The sequence below is a fragment of the Mesorhizobium sp. M1227 genome, from assembly GCF_040318315.1.
Taxonomy (GTDB): Bacteria; Pseudomonadota; Alphaproteobacteria; order Rhizobiales; family Rhizobiaceae; genus Mesorhizobium.
This window is the reverse complement of record NZ_JAMYLZ010000001.1, coordinates 605,782-623,107: the sequence shown is the minus strand read 5'-3', so window position 1 is coordinate 623,107 and position 17,326 is coordinate 605,782. Positions and strand designations below refer to the sequence as shown.

At 61.9% G+C, this 17,326-nt stretch carries 15 protein-coding genes; 3 read left to right on the top strand and 12 right to left on the bottom strand.

Annotated features, from left to right (window positions below):
- Nucleotides 1–54: 54 nt before the first annotated feature.
- Both phoU and NKH28_RS02850 read right to left on the bottom strand, forming a co-directional pair.
- On the bottom strand, nt 55–780 hold the full coding sequence (phoU, locus tag NKH28_RS02855; RefSeq protein ID WP_023677346.1) for a phosphate signaling complex protein PhoU: 726 nt from the start codon (nt 778–780) through the stop codon (nt 55–57).
- A 117-nt stretch (nt 781–897) separates the two neighbouring features.
- Nucleotides 898–2,160, bottom strand: a complete 1,263-nt coding sequence (locus NKH28_RS02850) for an ATP-binding protein (RefSeq protein WP_352501704.1) — start codon at nt 2,158–2,160, stop codon at nt 898–900.
- A gap of 197 nt (nt 2,161–2,357) precedes the next feature.
- On the opposite strand from NKH28_RS02850, the gene ppk2 reads away from it, so the two are divergent.
- Nucleotides 2,358–3,260, top strand: a complete 903-nt coding sequence (ppk2, locus tag NKH28_RS02845) for a polyphosphate kinase 2 (protein WP_352541301.1) — start codon at nt 2,358–2,360, stop codon at nt 3,258–3,260.
- A gap of 24 nt (nt 3,261–3,284) precedes the next feature.
- Here ppk2 and NKH28_RS02840 read toward each other — a convergent pair whose 3' ends face one another.
- The 3 genes from NKH28_RS02840 to NKH28_RS02830 all read right to left on the bottom strand — a co-directional run bounded on the left by NKH28_RS02840 (nt 3,285) and on the right by NKH28_RS02830 (nt 5,517).
- Nucleotides 3,285–4,034 carry an enoyl-CoA hydratase-related protein gene (locus NKH28_RS02840; protein WP_023677343.1) on the bottom strand — a complete coding sequence of 250 codons (750 nt, stop codon included), beginning with the start codon at nt 4,032–4,034 and terminating at the stop codon, nt 3,285–3,287.
- A gap of 15 nt (nt 4,035–4,049) precedes the next feature.
- The gene (locus NKH28_RS02835) at nt 4,050–4,688 is read right to left on the bottom strand and encodes an acyl-homoserine-lactone synthase (protein ID WP_023677342.1); all 639 of its coding nucleotides are present in this window, start codon (nt 4,686–4,688) and stop codon (nt 4,050–4,052) included.
- 97 nt (nt 4,689–4,785) lie between these two features.
- On the bottom strand, nt 4,786–5,517 hold the full coding sequence (locus tag NKH28_RS02830; protein WP_352470107.1) for a helix-turn-helix transcriptional regulator: 732 nt from the start codon (nt 5,515–5,517) through the stop codon (nt 4,786–4,788).
- 270 nt (nt 5,518–5,787) lie between these two features.
- Here NKH28_RS02830 and NKH28_RS02825 point away from each other — a divergent pair, with 270 nt between their 5' ends.
- Nucleotides 5,788–6,639, top strand: a complete 852-nt coding sequence (locus NKH28_RS02825; protein WP_352977714.1) for an ABC transporter substrate-binding protein — start codon at nt 5,788–5,790, stop codon at nt 6,637–6,639.
- Between the two features lie 14 nt (nt 6,640–6,653).
- Here NKH28_RS02825 and NKH28_RS02820 read toward each other — a convergent pair whose 3' ends face one another.
- A complete protein-coding gene (locus NKH28_RS02820) occupies nt 6,654–7,064 on the bottom strand; it encodes a tellurite resistance TerB family protein (protein WP_023677339.1) in 411 nt (136 codons plus the stop codon).
- A 245-nt stretch (nt 7,065–7,309) separates the two neighbouring features.
- Between NKH28_RS02820 and NKH28_RS02815 the strand changes: the two genes are divergently transcribed.
- A complete protein-coding gene (locus NKH28_RS02815) occupies nt 7,310–8,965 on the top strand; it encodes a lysine--tRNA ligase (protein WP_352541298.1) in 1,656 nt (551 codons plus the stop codon).
- Here the strand turns inward: NKH28_RS02815 and NKH28_RS02810 are convergent.
- From NKH28_RS02810 to NKH28_RS02785, 6 genes are all read right to left on the bottom strand, one after another.
- Entirely contained in the window at nt 8,928–9,767 is an 840-nt protein-coding gene (locus NKH28_RS02810) for a thermonuclease family protein (protein WP_352541297.1), read from the bottom strand. The genes NKH28_RS02815 and NKH28_RS02810 overlap by 38 nt on opposite strands.
- An 11-nt stretch (nt 9,768–9,778) precedes the next feature.
- Nucleotides 9,779–10,423, bottom strand: a complete 645-nt coding sequence (locus tag NKH28_RS02805) for a S24 family peptidase (protein WP_352541296.1) — start codon at nt 10,421–10,423, stop codon at nt 9,779–9,781.
- Between the two features lie 81 nt (nt 10,424–10,504).
- On the bottom strand, nt 10,505–12,724 hold the full coding sequence (locus tag NKH28_RS02800; RefSeq protein WP_352977711.1) for a 3-hydroxyacyl-CoA dehydrogenase NAD-binding domain-containing protein: 2,220 nt from the start codon (nt 12,722–12,724) through the stop codon (nt 10,505–10,507).
- A gap of 12 nt (nt 12,725–12,736) precedes the next feature.
- A complete protein-coding gene (locus NKH28_RS02795) occupies nt 12,737–13,945 on the bottom strand; it encodes an acetyl-CoA C-acetyltransferase (protein WP_352541294.1) in 1,209 nt (402 codons plus the stop codon).
- Nucleotides 13,946–13,977: 32 nt separating this feature from the next.
- The gene (locus NKH28_RS02790) at nt 13,978–15,147 is read right to left on the bottom strand and encodes an acyl-CoA dehydrogenase family protein (protein ID WP_352977709.1); all 1,170 of its coding nucleotides are present in this window, start codon (nt 15,145–15,147) and stop codon (nt 13,978–13,980) included.
- Between the two features lie 237 nt (nt 15,148–15,384).
- The gene (locus tag NKH28_RS02785; RefSeq protein ID WP_352977707.1) at nt 15,385–17,181 is read right to left on the bottom strand and encodes an acyl-CoA dehydrogenase; all 1,797 of its coding nucleotides are present in this window, start codon (nt 17,179–17,181) and stop codon (nt 15,385–15,387) included.
- Nucleotides 17,182–17,326 lie beyond the last annotated feature (145 nt).

The window sequence follows — 17,326 nt, the reverse complement described above, 5'->3', positions numbered from 1 at the left end:
GCGCAATTTTCTGTCGGGTGGCGAATCCGAAATTCGCATCAGTGCTGAGAGAACTCACTTCGCTGGTTGGGTTGCGGGAAGAATAATCTTGTCCGTCTTATCGCCCTTCGGACGATCGGCCGGCATCTGGTCGCCGGTGACGATATAGTAGATCGTCTCGGCGATGTTGGTGGCGTGGTCGCCGATGCGCTCGATGTTCTTGGCGCAAAACAGGAGATGTGTGCAGGGCGTGATGTTGCGTGGGTCTTCCATCATGTAGGTCAGCAATTCGCGAAACAGAGAGGTGTACATGGCGTCGATCTGGTCGTCGCGGTCGCGCACGAAACCGATTTTCTCCACCGACCGCGACGCATAGACGTCGAGTACTTCCTTGAGCTGGGTCAGTGCCAGATTGGCCAAAGCCTCGAGGCCGCGGAACAGGCTGTTCGGCTGGCGCCCGTCTGCGACGGCAACCACCCGCTTGGCGACGTTCTTGCCGAGGTCGCCTACCCGTTCGAGGTCAGCCGAGATGCGGATCGCGCCGACGATCTCGCGCAGATCCGTCGCCATCGGCTGGCGTTTGGCGATGATGATGATCGCCTTGTCGTCGATCTCGCGCTGTCCCTCATCCAGAACTAGGTCGTCCCGAATGACTTTCTGGGCAAGCCCCGGATCCGCATTGACCAGCGCCGCGACCGCCTGCTCGACCATGCGCTCGGCATGCCCGCCCATCGCAGCGATGCGCTTCGACAGATATTTCAGCTCCTCGTCATAGGCGCTGACGATATGCACGGACTGCATGGACGAAATGCCTTCCCGGGATCTCGTGGTTGAGTCGTTCCCTCGAATCCCCGCTGATACGCTAGCCGGATGACAGAAAAAAGAAACGGCCCATTATGTGCTAGAGATAGTACTACGTTAGCGAGCCGGCAAATGGACCGTGAACGCCGCACCCTTGCCGATCTCCGACCTGATGGAGAGTCTGGCGTTGTGGCGGGTCAGGATATGCTTGACGATGGACAGGCCAAGGCCGGTGCCCTTCTGGGTTCGGCTGTTCTCGACGTCGACGCGGTAGAAACGCTCGGTGATGCGCGGGATGTGCTCTTCGGGAATGCCGGGGCCGAAATCCCTGATGGTGACGTCGATGCCCGGTTCGGGATCGCTGTCGCTGCGTATGATCGACACCACGACACGTCCGCCCGACTGACCATATTTGCAGGCGTTTTCCAGCAGATTTTCGAAGACCTGGAAAAGCTCGTCCCGATCGCCGGCCACGTCGAGCGGCCCTTCCGCGAAATCACGCTCGATGACGACGCCGTTTTCCTTTGCGAGCGGCCCAAGCGAATCGATGACGCTGTCGATGGCCTGGCGCACGTCGACCTCGGTTCCCGGCTTGAGATAGGGCTTCATCTCCAGGCGCGACAGCGACAGAAGGTCGTCGATGAGGCGCGCCATGCGGCTGGTCTGGTTCTGCATGATCTGCAGGAACTGCTCGCGCGCCGCGGGGTCGTTGCGGGCCGGCCCGCGCAGCGTCTCGATGAAGCCGGCGATCGAGGCGAGAGGCGTGCGCAGCTCGTGGCTGGCATTGGCAATGAAGTCGGCACGCATTCTGTCGATCCGGCGCGCCTCACTCTGGTCCTTGAACACCAGCACGTAGAGATCCGTGGCATGGCCGACTGAAGACGCGCTCACCCGATAGGCTCGTTCGACCGGCAGCTTTTCTATGTAGTCGACGCTGTCCGAAGCGACGTTGCCCGCCAAGATGCTATCCAGCAAGGCCTGCATTTCCGGCGCGCGGAATTTCAGCGACAGCGACATGCCGGGGGCAATCCCACCGAAGGCGGCAAAGGCAGCGGCGTTGGCGTGGACGATGGCGGCGGAGCGATCGAAAATGATCAGCGGATCGGCAACCGCCGCCGCGAGATATTCGCCGGAAAGTTGTTGCACGCCCGACTCGATGGCCGCGGCATTTTCGGTCGATTGGCGGGCGATGCCGGCCGGCAGCATCGCAGCGGCAACCAGCACGGCGCCAGCCAGCAGCACCACATAGCCAGACATGCCGGCAAAACCATAGACCATCAGAACCGCAACGAGACCGGCCGCCAGCAGCCAGCGGCTGTTCCACAGCCGCATGGCGACGGTTTGCGCCCTGCCTCTCCGCTCTGTGCCGATGTCGGCCATTTGCGCTCCGTCTGCGGCCACTTCAAGAACTTCTTGCTGGACCGGCGCTAGAGCGCAGTGCGTCCAATTGGGCGCACAAAGGACGCTCTACCTCTTTATCTGCTGCATCGTTCTTTCCGAAAATCGATTCCGATTTTCGGGCCGATGCAGTAAGGCTCCCAATAGCACGAGTCCGGAAGCTGGAAAGGTTCGCCTCGATGAAAAACGCCAAGGAAAGCCCCGCCGCACCCTCATCGGGGCCGCTGAAGATCATGATCGGCGGCAAGGAGAGGGCGTTCGACATCGAGGCCCCCGCGCTTCCCGACTGGGTCGAGGACCGCAAGCTCACTGCCGGCGGTTACCCTTACGACAAGAAGATGAAGAGCGAGGAGTATGACGAGAGGCTAGAGAAGCTGCAGATCGAGCTGGTCAAGGCGCAGGCGTGGCTGCAGTCGACGGGCAAGCGGGTAATGTCGCTGTTCGAGGGGCGCGACGCTGCCGGCAAGGGCGGCACGATCTTCGTTTTGCGCCAGTATCTGAACCCTCGCACGGCGCGCAACGTGGCGCTGACCAAGCCAACGCCCACCGAGCTTGGACAATGGTACTTCCAGCGCTACGTCGACCACTTCCCGACGTCGGGCGAATTCGTCACCTTCGACCGCTCCTGGTATAACCGCGCCGGCGTTGAACCGGTGATGGGATTCTGCACGCCCGAGCAGCACGAGCAATTTCTGGACGAGGTTCCGCATTTCGAGCGGATGATTCGCAACGAGGGCATACATTTCTTCAAATTCTGGCTGAACATCGGCCGGGAAACGCAGCTCGAGCGATTCCACGACCGCCGCTGGAGCCCGCTGAAGAGCTGGAAGTTTTCGCCAATCGACATCGCCGGCATCACCAAATGGGACGAATACACCAAAGCGCGCGACCTGATGGTCGAGCGCACGCACAAGGAGTTCGCGCCCTGGATCATTGTGCGGGCGAACGACAAACGGCGCGCGCGGCTGGCCGTCATGCAGCGCATTCTCCTTTCGCTTCCCTATGACGGCCGCGACCTCGACGTCATCGGCAAGGAGGACAAGAAGATCATCGGCGAAGGGCCGACTTTCCTCGAAAAATAAGCTCACCTCATCGATACGCGGCTCTCATGCCGCCAGCCGGGCAATCCGCTGCAGTCGCTTCAGCGTGGTGTCGTCCTGCAGCGCCTGCTGGAAAAGCGAGATCTCCTGATCGATGCGGTCGCAGAGCGCGCCGGTGTCGCCCCTAAGCAGGTCGCGCGTCTGTAGCAGCGCCGCGACAGGCTTCTTGGCGAGTTGCCTGGCTCTTGCCAACGTGGCTTCCTCGACGCTGCCGTCCGTCACGATCTCGCCGACAAGGCCCAGTGCCCTGGCATCTTCGGCGGCGAGCGTGTCGCCCAGGCAGAAGAAGCGGAACGCCCCGGCATAGCCGAGCTTCTGCGGCGCCAGAATGCTGGTCGCCGCGTCCGGCACCAGGCCGAAATCGACGAACGGCACCCGAAACGTGCTCTTGCTCGAGGCGATCACCATGTCGCAGTGGAACAGGATGGTGCAACCGACGCCGACGGCGTCGCCGTCGACACAGGCAAGGACCGGTTTCGGAAACGTCGCCAGCGTGCGGAACATATCGGTGACGGCGGCGATCAGTCGCCGATGTTTGGTGGCGTCGAGAAATTCGGAGAAATCGGCACCGAGGCAGAAGCACCCGGCCAAGCCGCGCAGGACCACTACGCGGACGTCGTCGTCGACAGCGGCTTCGTGGAATGTCCTGGCCAGGCTTTCATAGGCCCGCCTGTCCAGCACCGGGCGGCCGTCACCCGACGATACCGTGACGATCAGCGTGTGATTGCGGAATTCTGCTTTTGAGTGAACGTTCATGGCCTCTCTCCAATCTCACGAGGCGCGTCTCTGTCCGAGCATGTCCGGGTACCCTCTGGCCAGCACCGGCGCAAAGTGGTTGCGGCGCGAACGCACCACGTCGAGCGTGTGCTCGTTGAAGGTGAGCAGTGTGGCAACCACCTGCTGGTTGCCATAGGTACGCTGGTAACCGAGCGGCGTTGCCAGGAAATGCAGCTGCAGCGCGCGAAGCACCCACATCGGCTCGAATTCGATGATCACCTGGTTGACGTTGCGCTTCAGACCCCACTCGACGAAGCCGGCGATCAGCTCGGTGCCGACCGTCGACACGCCGCGCCGACCGTCGCGGAATCCCGGCGCAACCGCATAGCGGGTCAGTTCATAGACATTCGGGCCCGACGGTGGGGTTCCCTCATAAAGGTCCGCCAGCACATCGGTTAGAAGATGGGCCCGGGTTGTCGGCAACATCCGCTGATAACCGGCGAGCTCGCCATTGCGGATGACGATCTGGTGCACTGCCTCGTCGTGGTCGAATTGATCGATCTCGAGGCCATCAGGGCGCTGCAGATCGGTCCATCCCATCTCTTCGACGAAAACTCTGTAACGCAAACGATGAACTGCCTCCCAGAGGTCGGGCCGTTCCATCAATTCCTGGGTTGTGAGGGAAAAAAGCATTTGCCGTCTCCTAGTTTCAATAGGAAGATACGGCCGTGCTTTCCCAAAAAAATTACGCGATCACGCAAGCAAGAATTTCTAGGCCGGCGCGGCCGACCTAGTTAATATAGCCGCGCCTTATCGCTTCCGCGACGGCCTGGACCCGGTTGACGGCACCGAGTTTGCTTTTGGCGTTAAGAAGGTGTTTCTCTGACGTGTGTTCCGAAATGCCGAGAATTTGTGAAATCTCCCATTCGGACTTGCCAACAGCAGCCCATTGCAGGCATTCGCGCTCACGCGGCGTTAATTCGACATGATCGATGGTTTTGCCCGCCATGGTGTGGAGCTGCATTGCGCGGCCAATCGCATAAGTCGAGACCAGCGACACCAACCCGAAATCGGCGCTCGACAATTCGACAGCCTCGCCGCCTAGCGACACCATGACGATCTGGCCATCGAGCGTGATTAGCGGGAAGGCCAACCCGTCGCGCAGCTTGAATTCGCCGGCATCGCCCATCACCTCGCCGCCGCTCTTGCCGATGCGGATGCCCTGAGATGCTTCCCGCCACTGGAATGGCGCTTGAAGCTGCTTCATGTGGCTGACGACGGGGTCGTGATCGACGTAGTTGCGCGCGACGTAGCGCTCAAGCCATTCAGCCGGCCAGTCGCAGAGCAGCACATGGTCCTTTTGCTGGTTTCTCGGTGTGCCAGGTTGCGGAACCGTCCCGGCCATCAGCGCCGTCAGCCCGAACCCGCTTGTTACCCCCAGCAGCTTTTCGCAGACGGCGGCGGCTGTGCCGGCGTGCTGCAACTGATCTATCAACTCCAGCGTACGATCGAAATGACCCATCGCAACATCTACCCCATGTTGCCTTCCGCTCTTGACGCCAATGGCAGTGATCAACCCGCACCACGCCATCAACCCCGGACTGCAAAGCTGCCTCCCCTGTGCGTCCTACTGCTCCTCTTCAGCCGGCATCACGCAGTCACTTGCAAACTCACTAAACAATATCCCTAAATTGCAATGATGAAACCAAAAACCGTCGTACCTGTGTTTTTTTCGTACAAAAACCTGTTATTTCGTACGAAAGCCGGGGCAAGACCCGGACGGAGTCGTCGCGTGGCGTTTCGGCGCATATCCATTTCATTGATCTCGATATTGATCGGAGCGCAATCGCTTGCGGTTGCTGCGCTCGCCGCGGAGCCGCAGGTGCCGGTGTTCTGGGACGCCAAGGAGCGGCTGCCAAAGCCGGACCTTTCGATGCTGCCGCGGCTGCGATTCCTGACCACCACGGATTTCCCGCCGTTCAATTTCCTCGATGGGGCAGGCCGGCTGTCGGGCTTCCATGTCGACCTGGCGCGCGCCATCTGCGCCGAGCTCGGCATTGCCGAAAAATGCCAGATCCAGGCGCTGCCCTGGGCCGAGCTCGAAGGTGCGCTCGGGAAAGGCGAGGGCGAAGCGATCATTGCCGGCATCGCCGCGACGCCGGAGTCGCGGTCGAAATACGCATTTTCACGCTCCTACCTGCAATTTCCGGCACGCTTCATCATGCTGAAGACACAGGCGCTGACCGAACCAATGTTCGACAAGCTGCGCAGCAAGCGTGTCGGCGTGATCGCCGGCTCCGCGCACGAGCGGATGCTGCGCGATTATTTCGGCGACGTCCAAATCGTCCCGTTCGCAAAGCCGGAGGAGCTTTATGGCGAGCTGAAAGCGGGCAAGATCGATGCCGCCTTCGGCGACGGCATGCGTTTCGCCTTCTGGCTCGGCGGTTCGGATGCAGCGGGCTGCTGCCGCTTTGCCGGCGGCCCCTATCTGGCGCCCGAATATCTCGGCTCAGGCATGACAATCGCCACCAGGGCCGACGATCCGGCACTGGCCGCCGCTTTCGACTACGCGCTGCAGGAAATCTCGGTGAAAGGCACGTTCGCCGAGTTCTATCTGCGCTATTTTCCCGTCAGTTTTTTCTGAGCTTGGCCGCCGGCTCAGGTCAGCGTGCGAAGGCGGGCCTTGGCGGCTCGCGCAATGGCGGCGACCGTCAGCGCATCGAGGTCGAGTTCCCGGCGGACGAGCTGCAGAACGCGTACCTCCTCCAGGCGCATTTCGAGATCGACAGCTGCGACCTCGAAGGCGGCGGCATAGGCGGTGTCACGCAGGCGTTCGGGCAGCGCCTCGGCGACGCGCGCCAGGACGCCCTCCAGCCCATCCTTTTCATGCAGCATTTTCTGGCAGGCCTGGGCGACCTCGACCAGCCGCTCCTGGTTGAAATCCTCAAACACCGGCCAGGATCGAACGACGTCGCCGATCCGCGCCAGTTCGACGTCGGTCATGTCGCGGTCTGACGCCGAGGTGATGACCATCAGGTAGATCATGGCTTCGTGTGGCGACAATGGCATTTACAACTCCTTGAGATGGTCCCGAAGTTAGGAACGAGGGACCGGCGCCGCAAGGAAAAACAGCCGCGATCGTTGGCGCTCCGATCACGCCTTGGAAGTTGATCCATCCTGACTATCGGGACGGGGGCTCTTAATCTTCTTGCCTGATCACGGTCCTGCCCGAAAACCGGGTTCCACTTTTCGGGATCATGGTCTAGAGCATGCGGCTGCCGGCATGGATGCTGGCAAAGTGCAGGAATAGCATCATGGCCGAACAACAGCCGATCGATCTCAGCCCGGAAGTCCTCGCCGCCGCCGCCGAAAGCAAGGCGTGGCCATTCGAGGAAGCGAAAAAGATCGTCGCCCGCTACGCGAGCAGCGGCTACCCGGAAACGGTGCTGTTCGAGACCGGCTACGGCCCGTCCGGCCTGCCGCACATCGGCACGTTCGGCGAGGTGGCGCGCACATCTATGGTGCGCCACGCCTTCCGCGTGCTGACCGAAGACAAGGTCAAGACGCGGCTGCTTTGCTTCTCCGACGACATGGACGGATTGCGCAAGGTGCCTGACAATGTGCCTAACAAGGACATGCTGCGCGCCTATCTCGGCAAGCCGCTGACCAGGATACCGGACCCGTTCTCCAATGAGTATCCGTCCTTCGGCGCCGCCAATAACGCACGGCTGCGCACTTTCCTCGACCGTTTCGGCTTCGATTACGAATTCGCTTCCTCGACCGACTATTATACTTCCGGCCGCTTCGACGCGACGCTGCTCAAGATGCTCGAGCGCTTCGATAAGGTGATGGCAATTATGCTGCCGTCGCTGCGCGAGGAGCGGGCGCTGAGCTATTCGCCCTTCCTGCCGATCCATCCCAAGACCGGCATCGTCATGCAAGTCGCGATCGACGAGCGCAAGCTCGACGCCGGCACCATCGTGTGGCGCGACCCGGACACCGGCGAGCGCTTCGAGACGCCGGTGACCGGCGGTCATGCCAAGCTGCAATGGAAGCCAGATTGGGCGATGCGGTGGGCAGCACTCGGCGTCGATTACGAGATGTCCGGCAAGGATCTGATCGATTCCGTCAAGCTCGCCGGGCAGATTTGCCGCGCGCTCGATGCTCCGGCACCGGAGGGCTTCAATTACGAGCTGTTCCTCGATGAGAACGGCCAGAAGATCTCGAAGTCGAAGGGCAATGGGCTGACCATCGACGAGTGGCTGACTTACGCGCCGACCGAGAGCCTTAGCCTTTATATGTTCCAGCGCCCGCGAACCGCGAAGAAGCTCTATTTCGACGTCATCCCGAAGGCGGTAGACGAATATTACACGTTCCTCTCTGCCTATCAGAGGCAGGACTGGAAGGAGCGGCTGGGCAATCCGGTCTGGCACATGCATGACGGCAATCCCCCGGCAGTCGACCTGCCGGTTCCGTTCTCGCTGCTGCTCAACCTGGTCAGCGCCTCGAATGCGCAGAACAGGGACGTGCTGTGGGGTTTCATTTCGCGCCACGCGCCGGGTGTGACGCCGACAACCCATCCCGAGCTCGACCGGCTGGCCGAATATGCCATCCGCTATTTCGACGATTTCGTGAAGCCGGCGAAAGTGTACCGTGCTGCCGACGCGGTCGAGCGCGAGGCGCTGACCAAGCTTTCGGAAGCGCTCGCCGCGCTGCCGGCTGATGCCGACAGCGAGGCAATCCAGAACGCTGCCCTCAATGTTGCGCGCAAGATCGAGCGCTACCAGGATCATTCCAAGCAGAGCCCGGAGGGCGGACCCGGTGTCTCCGTCGCCTTCTTCCAGATGATCTATCAGGTGCTGATAGGTCAGGAACGCGGACCGCGCTTCGGCTCCTTCGCCGCGCTCTACGGCATCGCCGAAACGCGCGAGCTCATTCAGCGGGCGCTGGCTGGTCAGCTGGCGGCATGAGGACGCCGTCTTGCTCCTCCAGGATCGAGCTAGGCGCTACAGGCGCGGATCGCGACGCAGCAGCCGGGAGCGGCGGCAGGCCTGAAACGCTCGGCGCCGGCCCGAAGACGCCTTTTTTTGCTGCACGCGCCTTCTCGCCGGCTTCTACGTAAGGGCCGCCCTTGGCGGCGCGCGCCCAGCCATTTTCGACCAGCCATTGACCGACATCCTGATTACCGATCCGGCACTCGGCGGCGATCAGATCACGACCGCCTTCGGGCGGCACGGCACAGACCACCGCACGACTGCGGAGAAAGGCGCGGAAGGCCGTTCGCGCCCGAATGCCGCAATTCCAGGACTCGCCGCCGTCGGTGCAAGTCTCCTCCTGCTTGACGATGTCGATCCCGGAAACCGCAATCGAATAGCCCTTTGCTTCGATGACCCCGGCGGCCGACGCGACGGGCTGGAATAGTTTCGTGCCTTTCCAGTCGTCGGGCATTTTCGTTTTTGGCGGCTTGGGCGGTCCAGCCAATGCCAGATCGCTCAACGGGGCGCGCGGCTCTATCCGTTCAAGCTCGTTGGAACCGGGCTGCGGCGGCACCACGATGTCTGGATCGATTGCCCTCGAATGCGCCGCCTGCTTGGCCGGCACTGGTTTCGGGATGGCCGACGTAGCCGGCGCGGCGGGCTGAGTTTCGGCGCCGACCTGGATTTGCTCCCAGGGGCCGCCGCTTTCGCTCTGGACGGCGCGGCCGCCGGCGACAATTGCCGTGGCCATCGCCGGGATCGCCAGAACAGCCAAAGCAAGGTGAGGCAGACGCACCGGCCCCGCGCCTACTGGCTTGCCCAGACAATCCGCGCCACCCATTCGACATCGCGCATGAGGATGTCGCGGTCCGGGTGATCGGGATTGAGGGAGACCAGCGCGATCGACCTCGGTGTCTGGCGGTCAAGCACCTTGGCCATCACCTCGCCGGCATTGGTCTTGACGACGACGCGATCACCCTTTCGTATGGTAGCCCCTGGCTCGACGATCAGGACATCGCCATTGCGATAGAGCGGCAGCATGGAATCGCCCTGGACCTTCAAGGCATAGGAGGTCTCGGTTGCCCGTGCCGGAAGCTCGATCAGATCCCATCCCTGCCCCGCTGGAAACCCGGCGTCGTCGAAGAAGCCACCGGCGCCCGCCTGGGCGAAGCCGAGCAGCGGCACCGACGATCTCTGCACGGGTAGTGCGCCGGAATTACCCCGACCCTCGACCAGCCCCGCAAATTCGTCCAGCGAGGCGCCGGTCGCCTCAATGATCTTGGCCAGCGATTCGGTCGACGGCCAGCGCGGCCGTCCATCTGAGGACAGCCGCTTCGATTTGTTGAAGGCGGTCGAGTCGAGGCCTGCGCGCCTGGCCAGTCCGGAGGCCGAAAGCGAATAACGCTCGGCGAGAGCGTCGATGGCGGCCCAAACGCGGTCGTGCGAGAGCACCTTGCTCTCCTTCGAAACAGGAAAAAATACCTTCCGTGTTCTACCCCTTGGCCGCCATCTTGTCCACCGCCGAAGACGGCGTCAGGCCGCCTCCTTGGCCTCGTCCCTGGTATAGGGATCGAAGCGCTCGTAGAAGGTCTCGCCCTTCTCGGCCATATCAAGCAGCAGCTTCGGCGCCTTGAACTCGGTGCCGTATTTCTTCTGCAGGCGCTTGGCGATTTTGACGAATTTCTTAGCGCCGATGCCGTCGATGTAGGACAGTGCACCGCCTGTATAGGGCGCGAAGCCGAAGGCCAGGATCGAGCCGACATCGGCCTCGCGTGGGTCGGTAACGATGCCCTCTTCCATCACCCGTACCGCCTCAAGCGCGATGGTGACCAGCAGCCGCTGCTTCAGTTCCTCATAATCAACCTGCTCCGGCGCCAGCTGCGGGTAGAGATCCCTGAGACCTGGCCACAGCTTCTTCTTGGCCGGTTTTGCCGGATAGTCATAGAAGCCCTTGCTGTTCTTGCGGCCCAAGCGACCATGCGTGTCGACCATCGTGTTGATCAGCGCCATCTGCTTCGGATCGACCGCCTTGTCGCCGAGATCGCGCATGGTCTGCTTCATGATCTTCTGGGCAAGGTCGATCGCGGTCTCGTCGGTCAACGCCAGAGGACCGACCGGCATGCCGGCGGCTTTCGCCGCATTCTCGATCATCGGCGCCGGAACACCTTCGATCAGCATCTTGTAGGCTTCCGACATGTAGCGCAGTACGCAGCGATTGACGTAAAAACCGCGCGTATCGTTGACAACGATCGGCGTCTTCTTGATGGCGCGGACGAAGTCGATTGCGGTGGCCAGCGCCTTGTCGCCGGTCTTCTTGCCGAGGATGATCTCGACCAGCATCATCTTGTCGACCGGCGAGAAGAAGTGGATGCCGATGAAATTCTTTGGCCGCGCCGAATTCCTGGCCAGCGATGTGATCGGTATGGTCGACGTATTCGAGGCGAAGATCGCCGACTGCTTGAGCACAGCCTCGGCCTGTTCGGTGGCATCCTTCTTGACGGCCGAGTCCTCGAACACCGCCTCGACCACAAGATCGCAGCCGGCAAGATCCGCGTAATCGGCCGTCGGCGTGATCAGCGACAGCAACCGATCCTTGTCCTGCGGCTTGGCACGGCCCTTTTTCACCTGATCCGAGATAAGGGTCTCGGAATGCGCCTTGCCCTTGGCGGCGGACTCCATGTCACGGTCGAGCAGCACCACCGGAATGCCGGCCTTGGCCGTCACATAGGCAATGCCAGCGCCCATGAAGCCGGCGCCGAGTACGCCGATCTTCTTGAACTTCGTTTCCGGCACACCGGCCGGGCGGCGCGCGCCCTTGTTCAGTTCCTGGAGCGACACGAACAGCGAACGGATCATCGCTGCCGCTTCCCTGGTCTGCATAATCTCGGTGAAATAGCGTTGCTCGATCCGCAGGGCGGTGTCGAACGGCACCAACAAGCCCTCGTAAACGCATTTCAGGATGGCGGCAGCGGCGGGATAATTGCCATAGGTCTCGCGGCGCAGAATGGCGATGGCCGGGGGCCACAGATTGGCACCGGCCACCGAATAGATCGGGGCGCCGGGCAGCTTGAAGCCCTTTTCATCCCATGGCGCCACCGGTTTCAAGCCGTCCCTGATCATCGCCTTGGCGGTTTCGACCAGCTTGTCCGGCTCGGCAATCTCATGGATCAAGCCCATCGACTTGGCCTTCTGAGGCGACAGCGTCTGGCCGGACGTCAGCATTTGCAGCGCCTGCTGCTGGTCGGTCAGCCGCGGCACGCGCTGGGTGCCGCCGGCGCCCGGAAAAATGCCGATCTTCACTTCGGGAAGCGCCATCCTCACTTTGTCTGAATCGGCCGCGACACGGCCATGGCAGGCGAGCGACAATTCGAACGCGCCACCCATGCATGTGCCGTTGATCGCCGAAACCCATGGCTTTCCCGACGTTTCCAGCTTGCGGAACAGGCCGTTCATGGTGCCCGCATTGTCGAACAGGGCCTTGGTCGCCTTCTCCGGGTCCTTCGCCTTGTCGGCGGCGAGGGTCGCCAGCATCTTCTGCAGCATGGTGATGTCGGCGCCGCCCGAGAACGTATCCTTGCCGGAGGTGATCACCGCGCCCTTTATCGCTGCATCGCTCGCCACTTTGTCGACGATGGTATTCAGTTCGAGCATCACCTCCTCGGTGAAGACGTTCATCGAACGGTCCGGCATGTCCCAGGTGACCAGCGCAATGCCGTCGGCGTCGATGTCGAGGGTGAAATTGGTGTAGCTCATCATCTCTCTCCGTCAGACGCGTTCGATGATCGTTGCAGTGCCCATGCCGGCGCCGATGCAAAGCGTCACCAGCGCGGTGTTGAGGTCGCGGCGTTCCAATTCATCCAGCACCGTACCGAAAATCATCGCACCGGTGGCGCCGAGCGGATGGCCCATGGCGATGGCCCCACCATTGACGTTGATCCGGTCATGCGGAATGTCGAAAGCCTGCATGTAGCGCAGCACCACCGAAGCGAAGGCCTCGTTGAGCTCGAACAGGTCGATGTCCGACAGCTTCATCTTCGCCCGCTTCAACAGCTTCTCGGTGACGTCGACGGGGCCGGTCAGCATCAGCACCGGTTCGGAGCCGATGTTGGCGAACGCACGGATGCGTGCGCGCGGCTTGAGGCCGAGCGTCTTTCCCGCCTTTTTCGAGCCGAGCAGCACGGCCGCCGCGCCATCGACGATGCCGGAGGAATTGCCGGCATGGTGGACGTGGTTGACCTGTTCCACCTCGGGATGCTTCTGCACGGCGACGGCGTCGAAGCCGCCCATTTCGCCGGGCATGACGAAGGACGGGTTGAGCGCGGCAAGCGACTGCATGTCGGTCGAGGGCCGCATATGTTCGTCATGGTCGAGGATGGTCAGGCCGTTCTGGTCCTTGACCGAGATCACCGAATTCTTGAAGCGGCCCTCGCCCCACGCCTTGGCGGCACGCTTCTGGCTTTCGACTGCGTAGGCATCGACGTCGTCGCGCGAAAAGCCGTATTTGGTGGCGATCAGGTCGGCCGAGATTCCTTGCGGCACGAACCAGCCGGGTAGGCCGACCGATGGGTCCATGAACCAGGCGCCGCCGGAGGCGCCCATGCCGACGCGCGACATCGATTCGACGCCACCGGCGATGACGACCTCGTCGGCGCCCTGCGCGATCTTGGCGGCGCCGAAATTGATGGCGTCGAGGCCCGAGGCGCAGAAACGCGATATCTGCATGCCAGGCGCCTTGGTGTCGTAGCCGGCCTCGAAAGCGGCGGCACGTGGAATGACCGCACCCGCCTCGCCAACCGGATCGACACAACCGAAGATGATGTCGTCGACGGTGCCGGTGTCCAGCCCGTTGCGGTCGCGGATGGCCTCGAGCACCTTGGCGCCGAGCCGCACCGCCGGCACTTCGTGCAGAGAGCCATCCTTCTTGCCCCTGCCGCGCGGCGTGCGCACGGCATCATAGACATAAGCTTCGGCCATTTTCCTGCTCCTTGGGTTTGCCGAAAAGTCGCTCAGAGCGAGCGCCCGATCAGCAATTTCATGATCTCGTTGGTGCCCCCGTAGATGCGCTGGACGCGGGCGTCGCGAAACATGCGCGCAATCGGATATTCATTCATGTAGCCATAGCCGCCATGCAATTGAAGGCATTCGTCGACGACTTTTCCTTGCAGGTCTGACAGCCAGTATTTGGCCATCGAAGCGGTCACCGGGTCGAGGCCGCCGTTAATGTGGCGTGCAACGCAGTCATTATAGAAGACGCGGCCGATGGTCGCCTCGGTCTTCAATTCGGCAAGCTTGAACTGGGTGTTCTGGAATTCGATGATGGCCTTGCCGAAGGCCTTGCGCTCCTTGACGTAGTCGATGGTAAGCGCCAGCGCCCGCTCGACCATGGCAATAGCAGTGGTGCCGATCTGCAGCCGCTCCTGCGGCAATTGTTGCATCAACTGGACGAAGCCCTGGCCTTCGTCGTTGCCGAGCAGGTTCGAGGTCGGCACACGTACGTCGTTGAAGAACAGTTCCGACGTGTCGTTGGCCTTGAGGCCGATCTTGTCGAGGTTGCGGCCGCGCTCGAAACCCTCCACCTCGTCGGTCTCGACGACGATCAGCGAGATGCCCTTGGCGCCCTTCTCAGGATCGGTCTTGGCAACGACGATGATGAAATTGGCGAGCTGGCCGTTGGTGATAAAGGTCTTCGAGCCGTTGAGCTTGTACTGGTTGCCGTCCTTTTCGGCGCGCGTCTTGACGCCCTGAAGGTCGGAGCCCGCACCGGGCTCGGTCATGGCGATGGCGCCGATCAGCTCGCCGCTCGCCAGCCTCGGCAGCCACTTCTTCTTCTGCTCCTCCGAGCCGTAGTGGAGGATATAGGGGGCAACGATCGAATTGTGCAGGCCAATGCCGAACCCGTCGACGCCGACATGGCCGATCGCCTCGATAATGGCGCTCTCATGCGCGAAGGTGCCGCCCGATCCGCCATATTCCTCCGGCATCGAGGCGCACAGCAGGCCGGCAGCACCCGCCTTCAGCCAGCTCTCGCGGTCGACCATTTCGTTCTTCTCGAACTCGTCGTAACGCGGCGCGATCTCTTCCGACATGAAGCGGTGCGCCATGTCGTAAAGCATGCCGACCTCGTCCGCCGCCCAGGCGGGCTTGGGAAGGCCAAGGATTTCGGCGGGGTGGGTCATGATTTCTCCCTCGCGCCGACGTTCCCCTCCCCCTCGAGGGGAGGGTGGCCGCGAAGCGGCCGGGTGGGGTCGCCGATGACTTGCTCGACCTTATCTTTTACAACCTGCGCCATGTGCCACGGCATTGCGATCATTTTCCTCCAAGGCATGCACCAGAATGGAGGTCGGCGCACTGCACGCAGGACCCCTCCCGGCCCTTCGGGCCACCCTCCCCTCGAGGGGAGGGGAACGCCGAAGCTAGAACGCTTCCGCCGGCAGTGCCATCAATGTGTCGGCACCGCTGGAGATGCGGGCAAGATGTGCCGACGTCTCCGGCATGATCCGCTCTATGAAGAAGCGCGCCGTCACCAGCTTGTTGTCGTAGAAAGACGAAGCGCCGTCAGCGCCATCAGCCAATTTCGCTGCGGCCACCCTGGCCATCCGGGCCCACATATAGCCCAGCGCCACCAGGCCGAAGAGATGCATGTAGTCGGTCGAGGCGGCACCGGCATTGTCGGGCTTGGCCATGCCGTTCTGCACCAGCCACATCGTCGCCGCCTGCAGATCGTTGAGGCCCTTTTTAAGCGCCTTGGTGAAGGGCGCCATCGTCTCGTCGGTGCGGTTCTCCTCGCAGAACTCTCCGACTTCCCTAAAGAAGGCCTGGACCGCGCGGCCGCCATTCAAGGCCAGCTTGCGGCCGACGAGATCGAGCGCCTGGATGCCGTTGGCACCCTCATAGATCATGGCTATGCGGGCATCGCGGACGAACTGGCTCATGCCGTGTTCTTCTATATAGCCGTGGCCGCCGAACACCTGCTGCGCCATTACCGCGTGATCGAAACCCTTGTCGGTGAGCACGCCCTTGACCACCGGCGTCATCAGGCCGGTATAGTCGTCTGCGACCTGGCGATCTTTGTCGTCACCGGAGCGGTGAGCGATGTCTGACTTGATTGCCGTCCACAGCGCCAGCGCGCGCCCGGCCTCGTTGAACGCCTTCATGGTCATCAGGCTGCGGCGGATGTCCGGATGGACAATGATCGGATCGGCCTTCCTGTCCGGCGCCTTCGGTCCTGACAGCGAGCGGCCCTGCAGACGGTCCTTGGCGTAGGAAACCGCATTCTGATAGGCGACCTCCGATAGCGAGAGGCCCTGCAGGCCGACGCCAAGCCGCGCCTCATTCATCATGGTGAACATTGCTTTCAGCCCGCCATTGGCCTCGCCGAGCAGCGTGCCTTCAGCGTCGTCGTAATTCATGACGCAGGTCGAGTTGCCGTGGATACCCATCTTCTGCTCGATCGAGCCACAGGAGACGGTGTTCTTCTCGTCCGGATTGCCTGAGGCATCGAGCTTGAGCTTCGGCACGATGAACAGCGAGATGCCCTTCACGCCATCCGGCGCGCCCTCGATACGGGCCAGCACCAGATGGACGATATTGTCCGACATGTCATGCTCGCCGGCAGAGATGAAGATCTTCTGACCGGAGATCCTGTAGGTGCCGTCGCCATTTGGGACGGCCTTGGCGCGCAGCAAGCCAAGATCGGTTCCGCAGTGTGGCTCGGTCAGGTTCATGGTGCCGGTCCAGGCGCCCTCGACCAGCTTCGGCAACCATGTTGCCTTCTGCTCTTTGGTGCCATGGGTGATGATCGCAGCGATCGCGCCTTGCGTCAGGCCGGCATACATCATCAGCGACATATTGGCCGACACCATGTATTCGGCAACCGCAGTGTGCACCGCGTAGGGCAAGCCTTGCCCGCCAAACTCGACAGGTGCCGCGAGCCCCATCCAGCCGCCTTCGCGATACTGGTCGAAAGCTTCCTTGAAGCCTTTCGGCGTCGTTACCGAACCGTCGTCATGGCGCATGCAGCCTTCCACGTCGCCAACGCGGTTCAGCGGCTGCATCACGTTTTCGGCGAGCTTCGCGCCCTCGGCAAGGATGGCCTCGAGCACATCCGGCGTCGCGTCGGAAAATCCGGGAAGATTGGAATAACGCTGATATCCCAGCACTTCGTTCAGCACGAACAGCGTGTCCCGGACCGGCGCTCTGTAGATCGGCATGCGTTTCCTCCACCATGCGGTCTTGGCCCTGAAATCAGCCCCAGCATATGAGGATGGCAGACGGACCAACGTTGTGGTCGAGATAACAAATATTGACGTTTGCGTAAACGTCAATTCTGTGCTGAGGTAAATTTTCTCCGGCGCG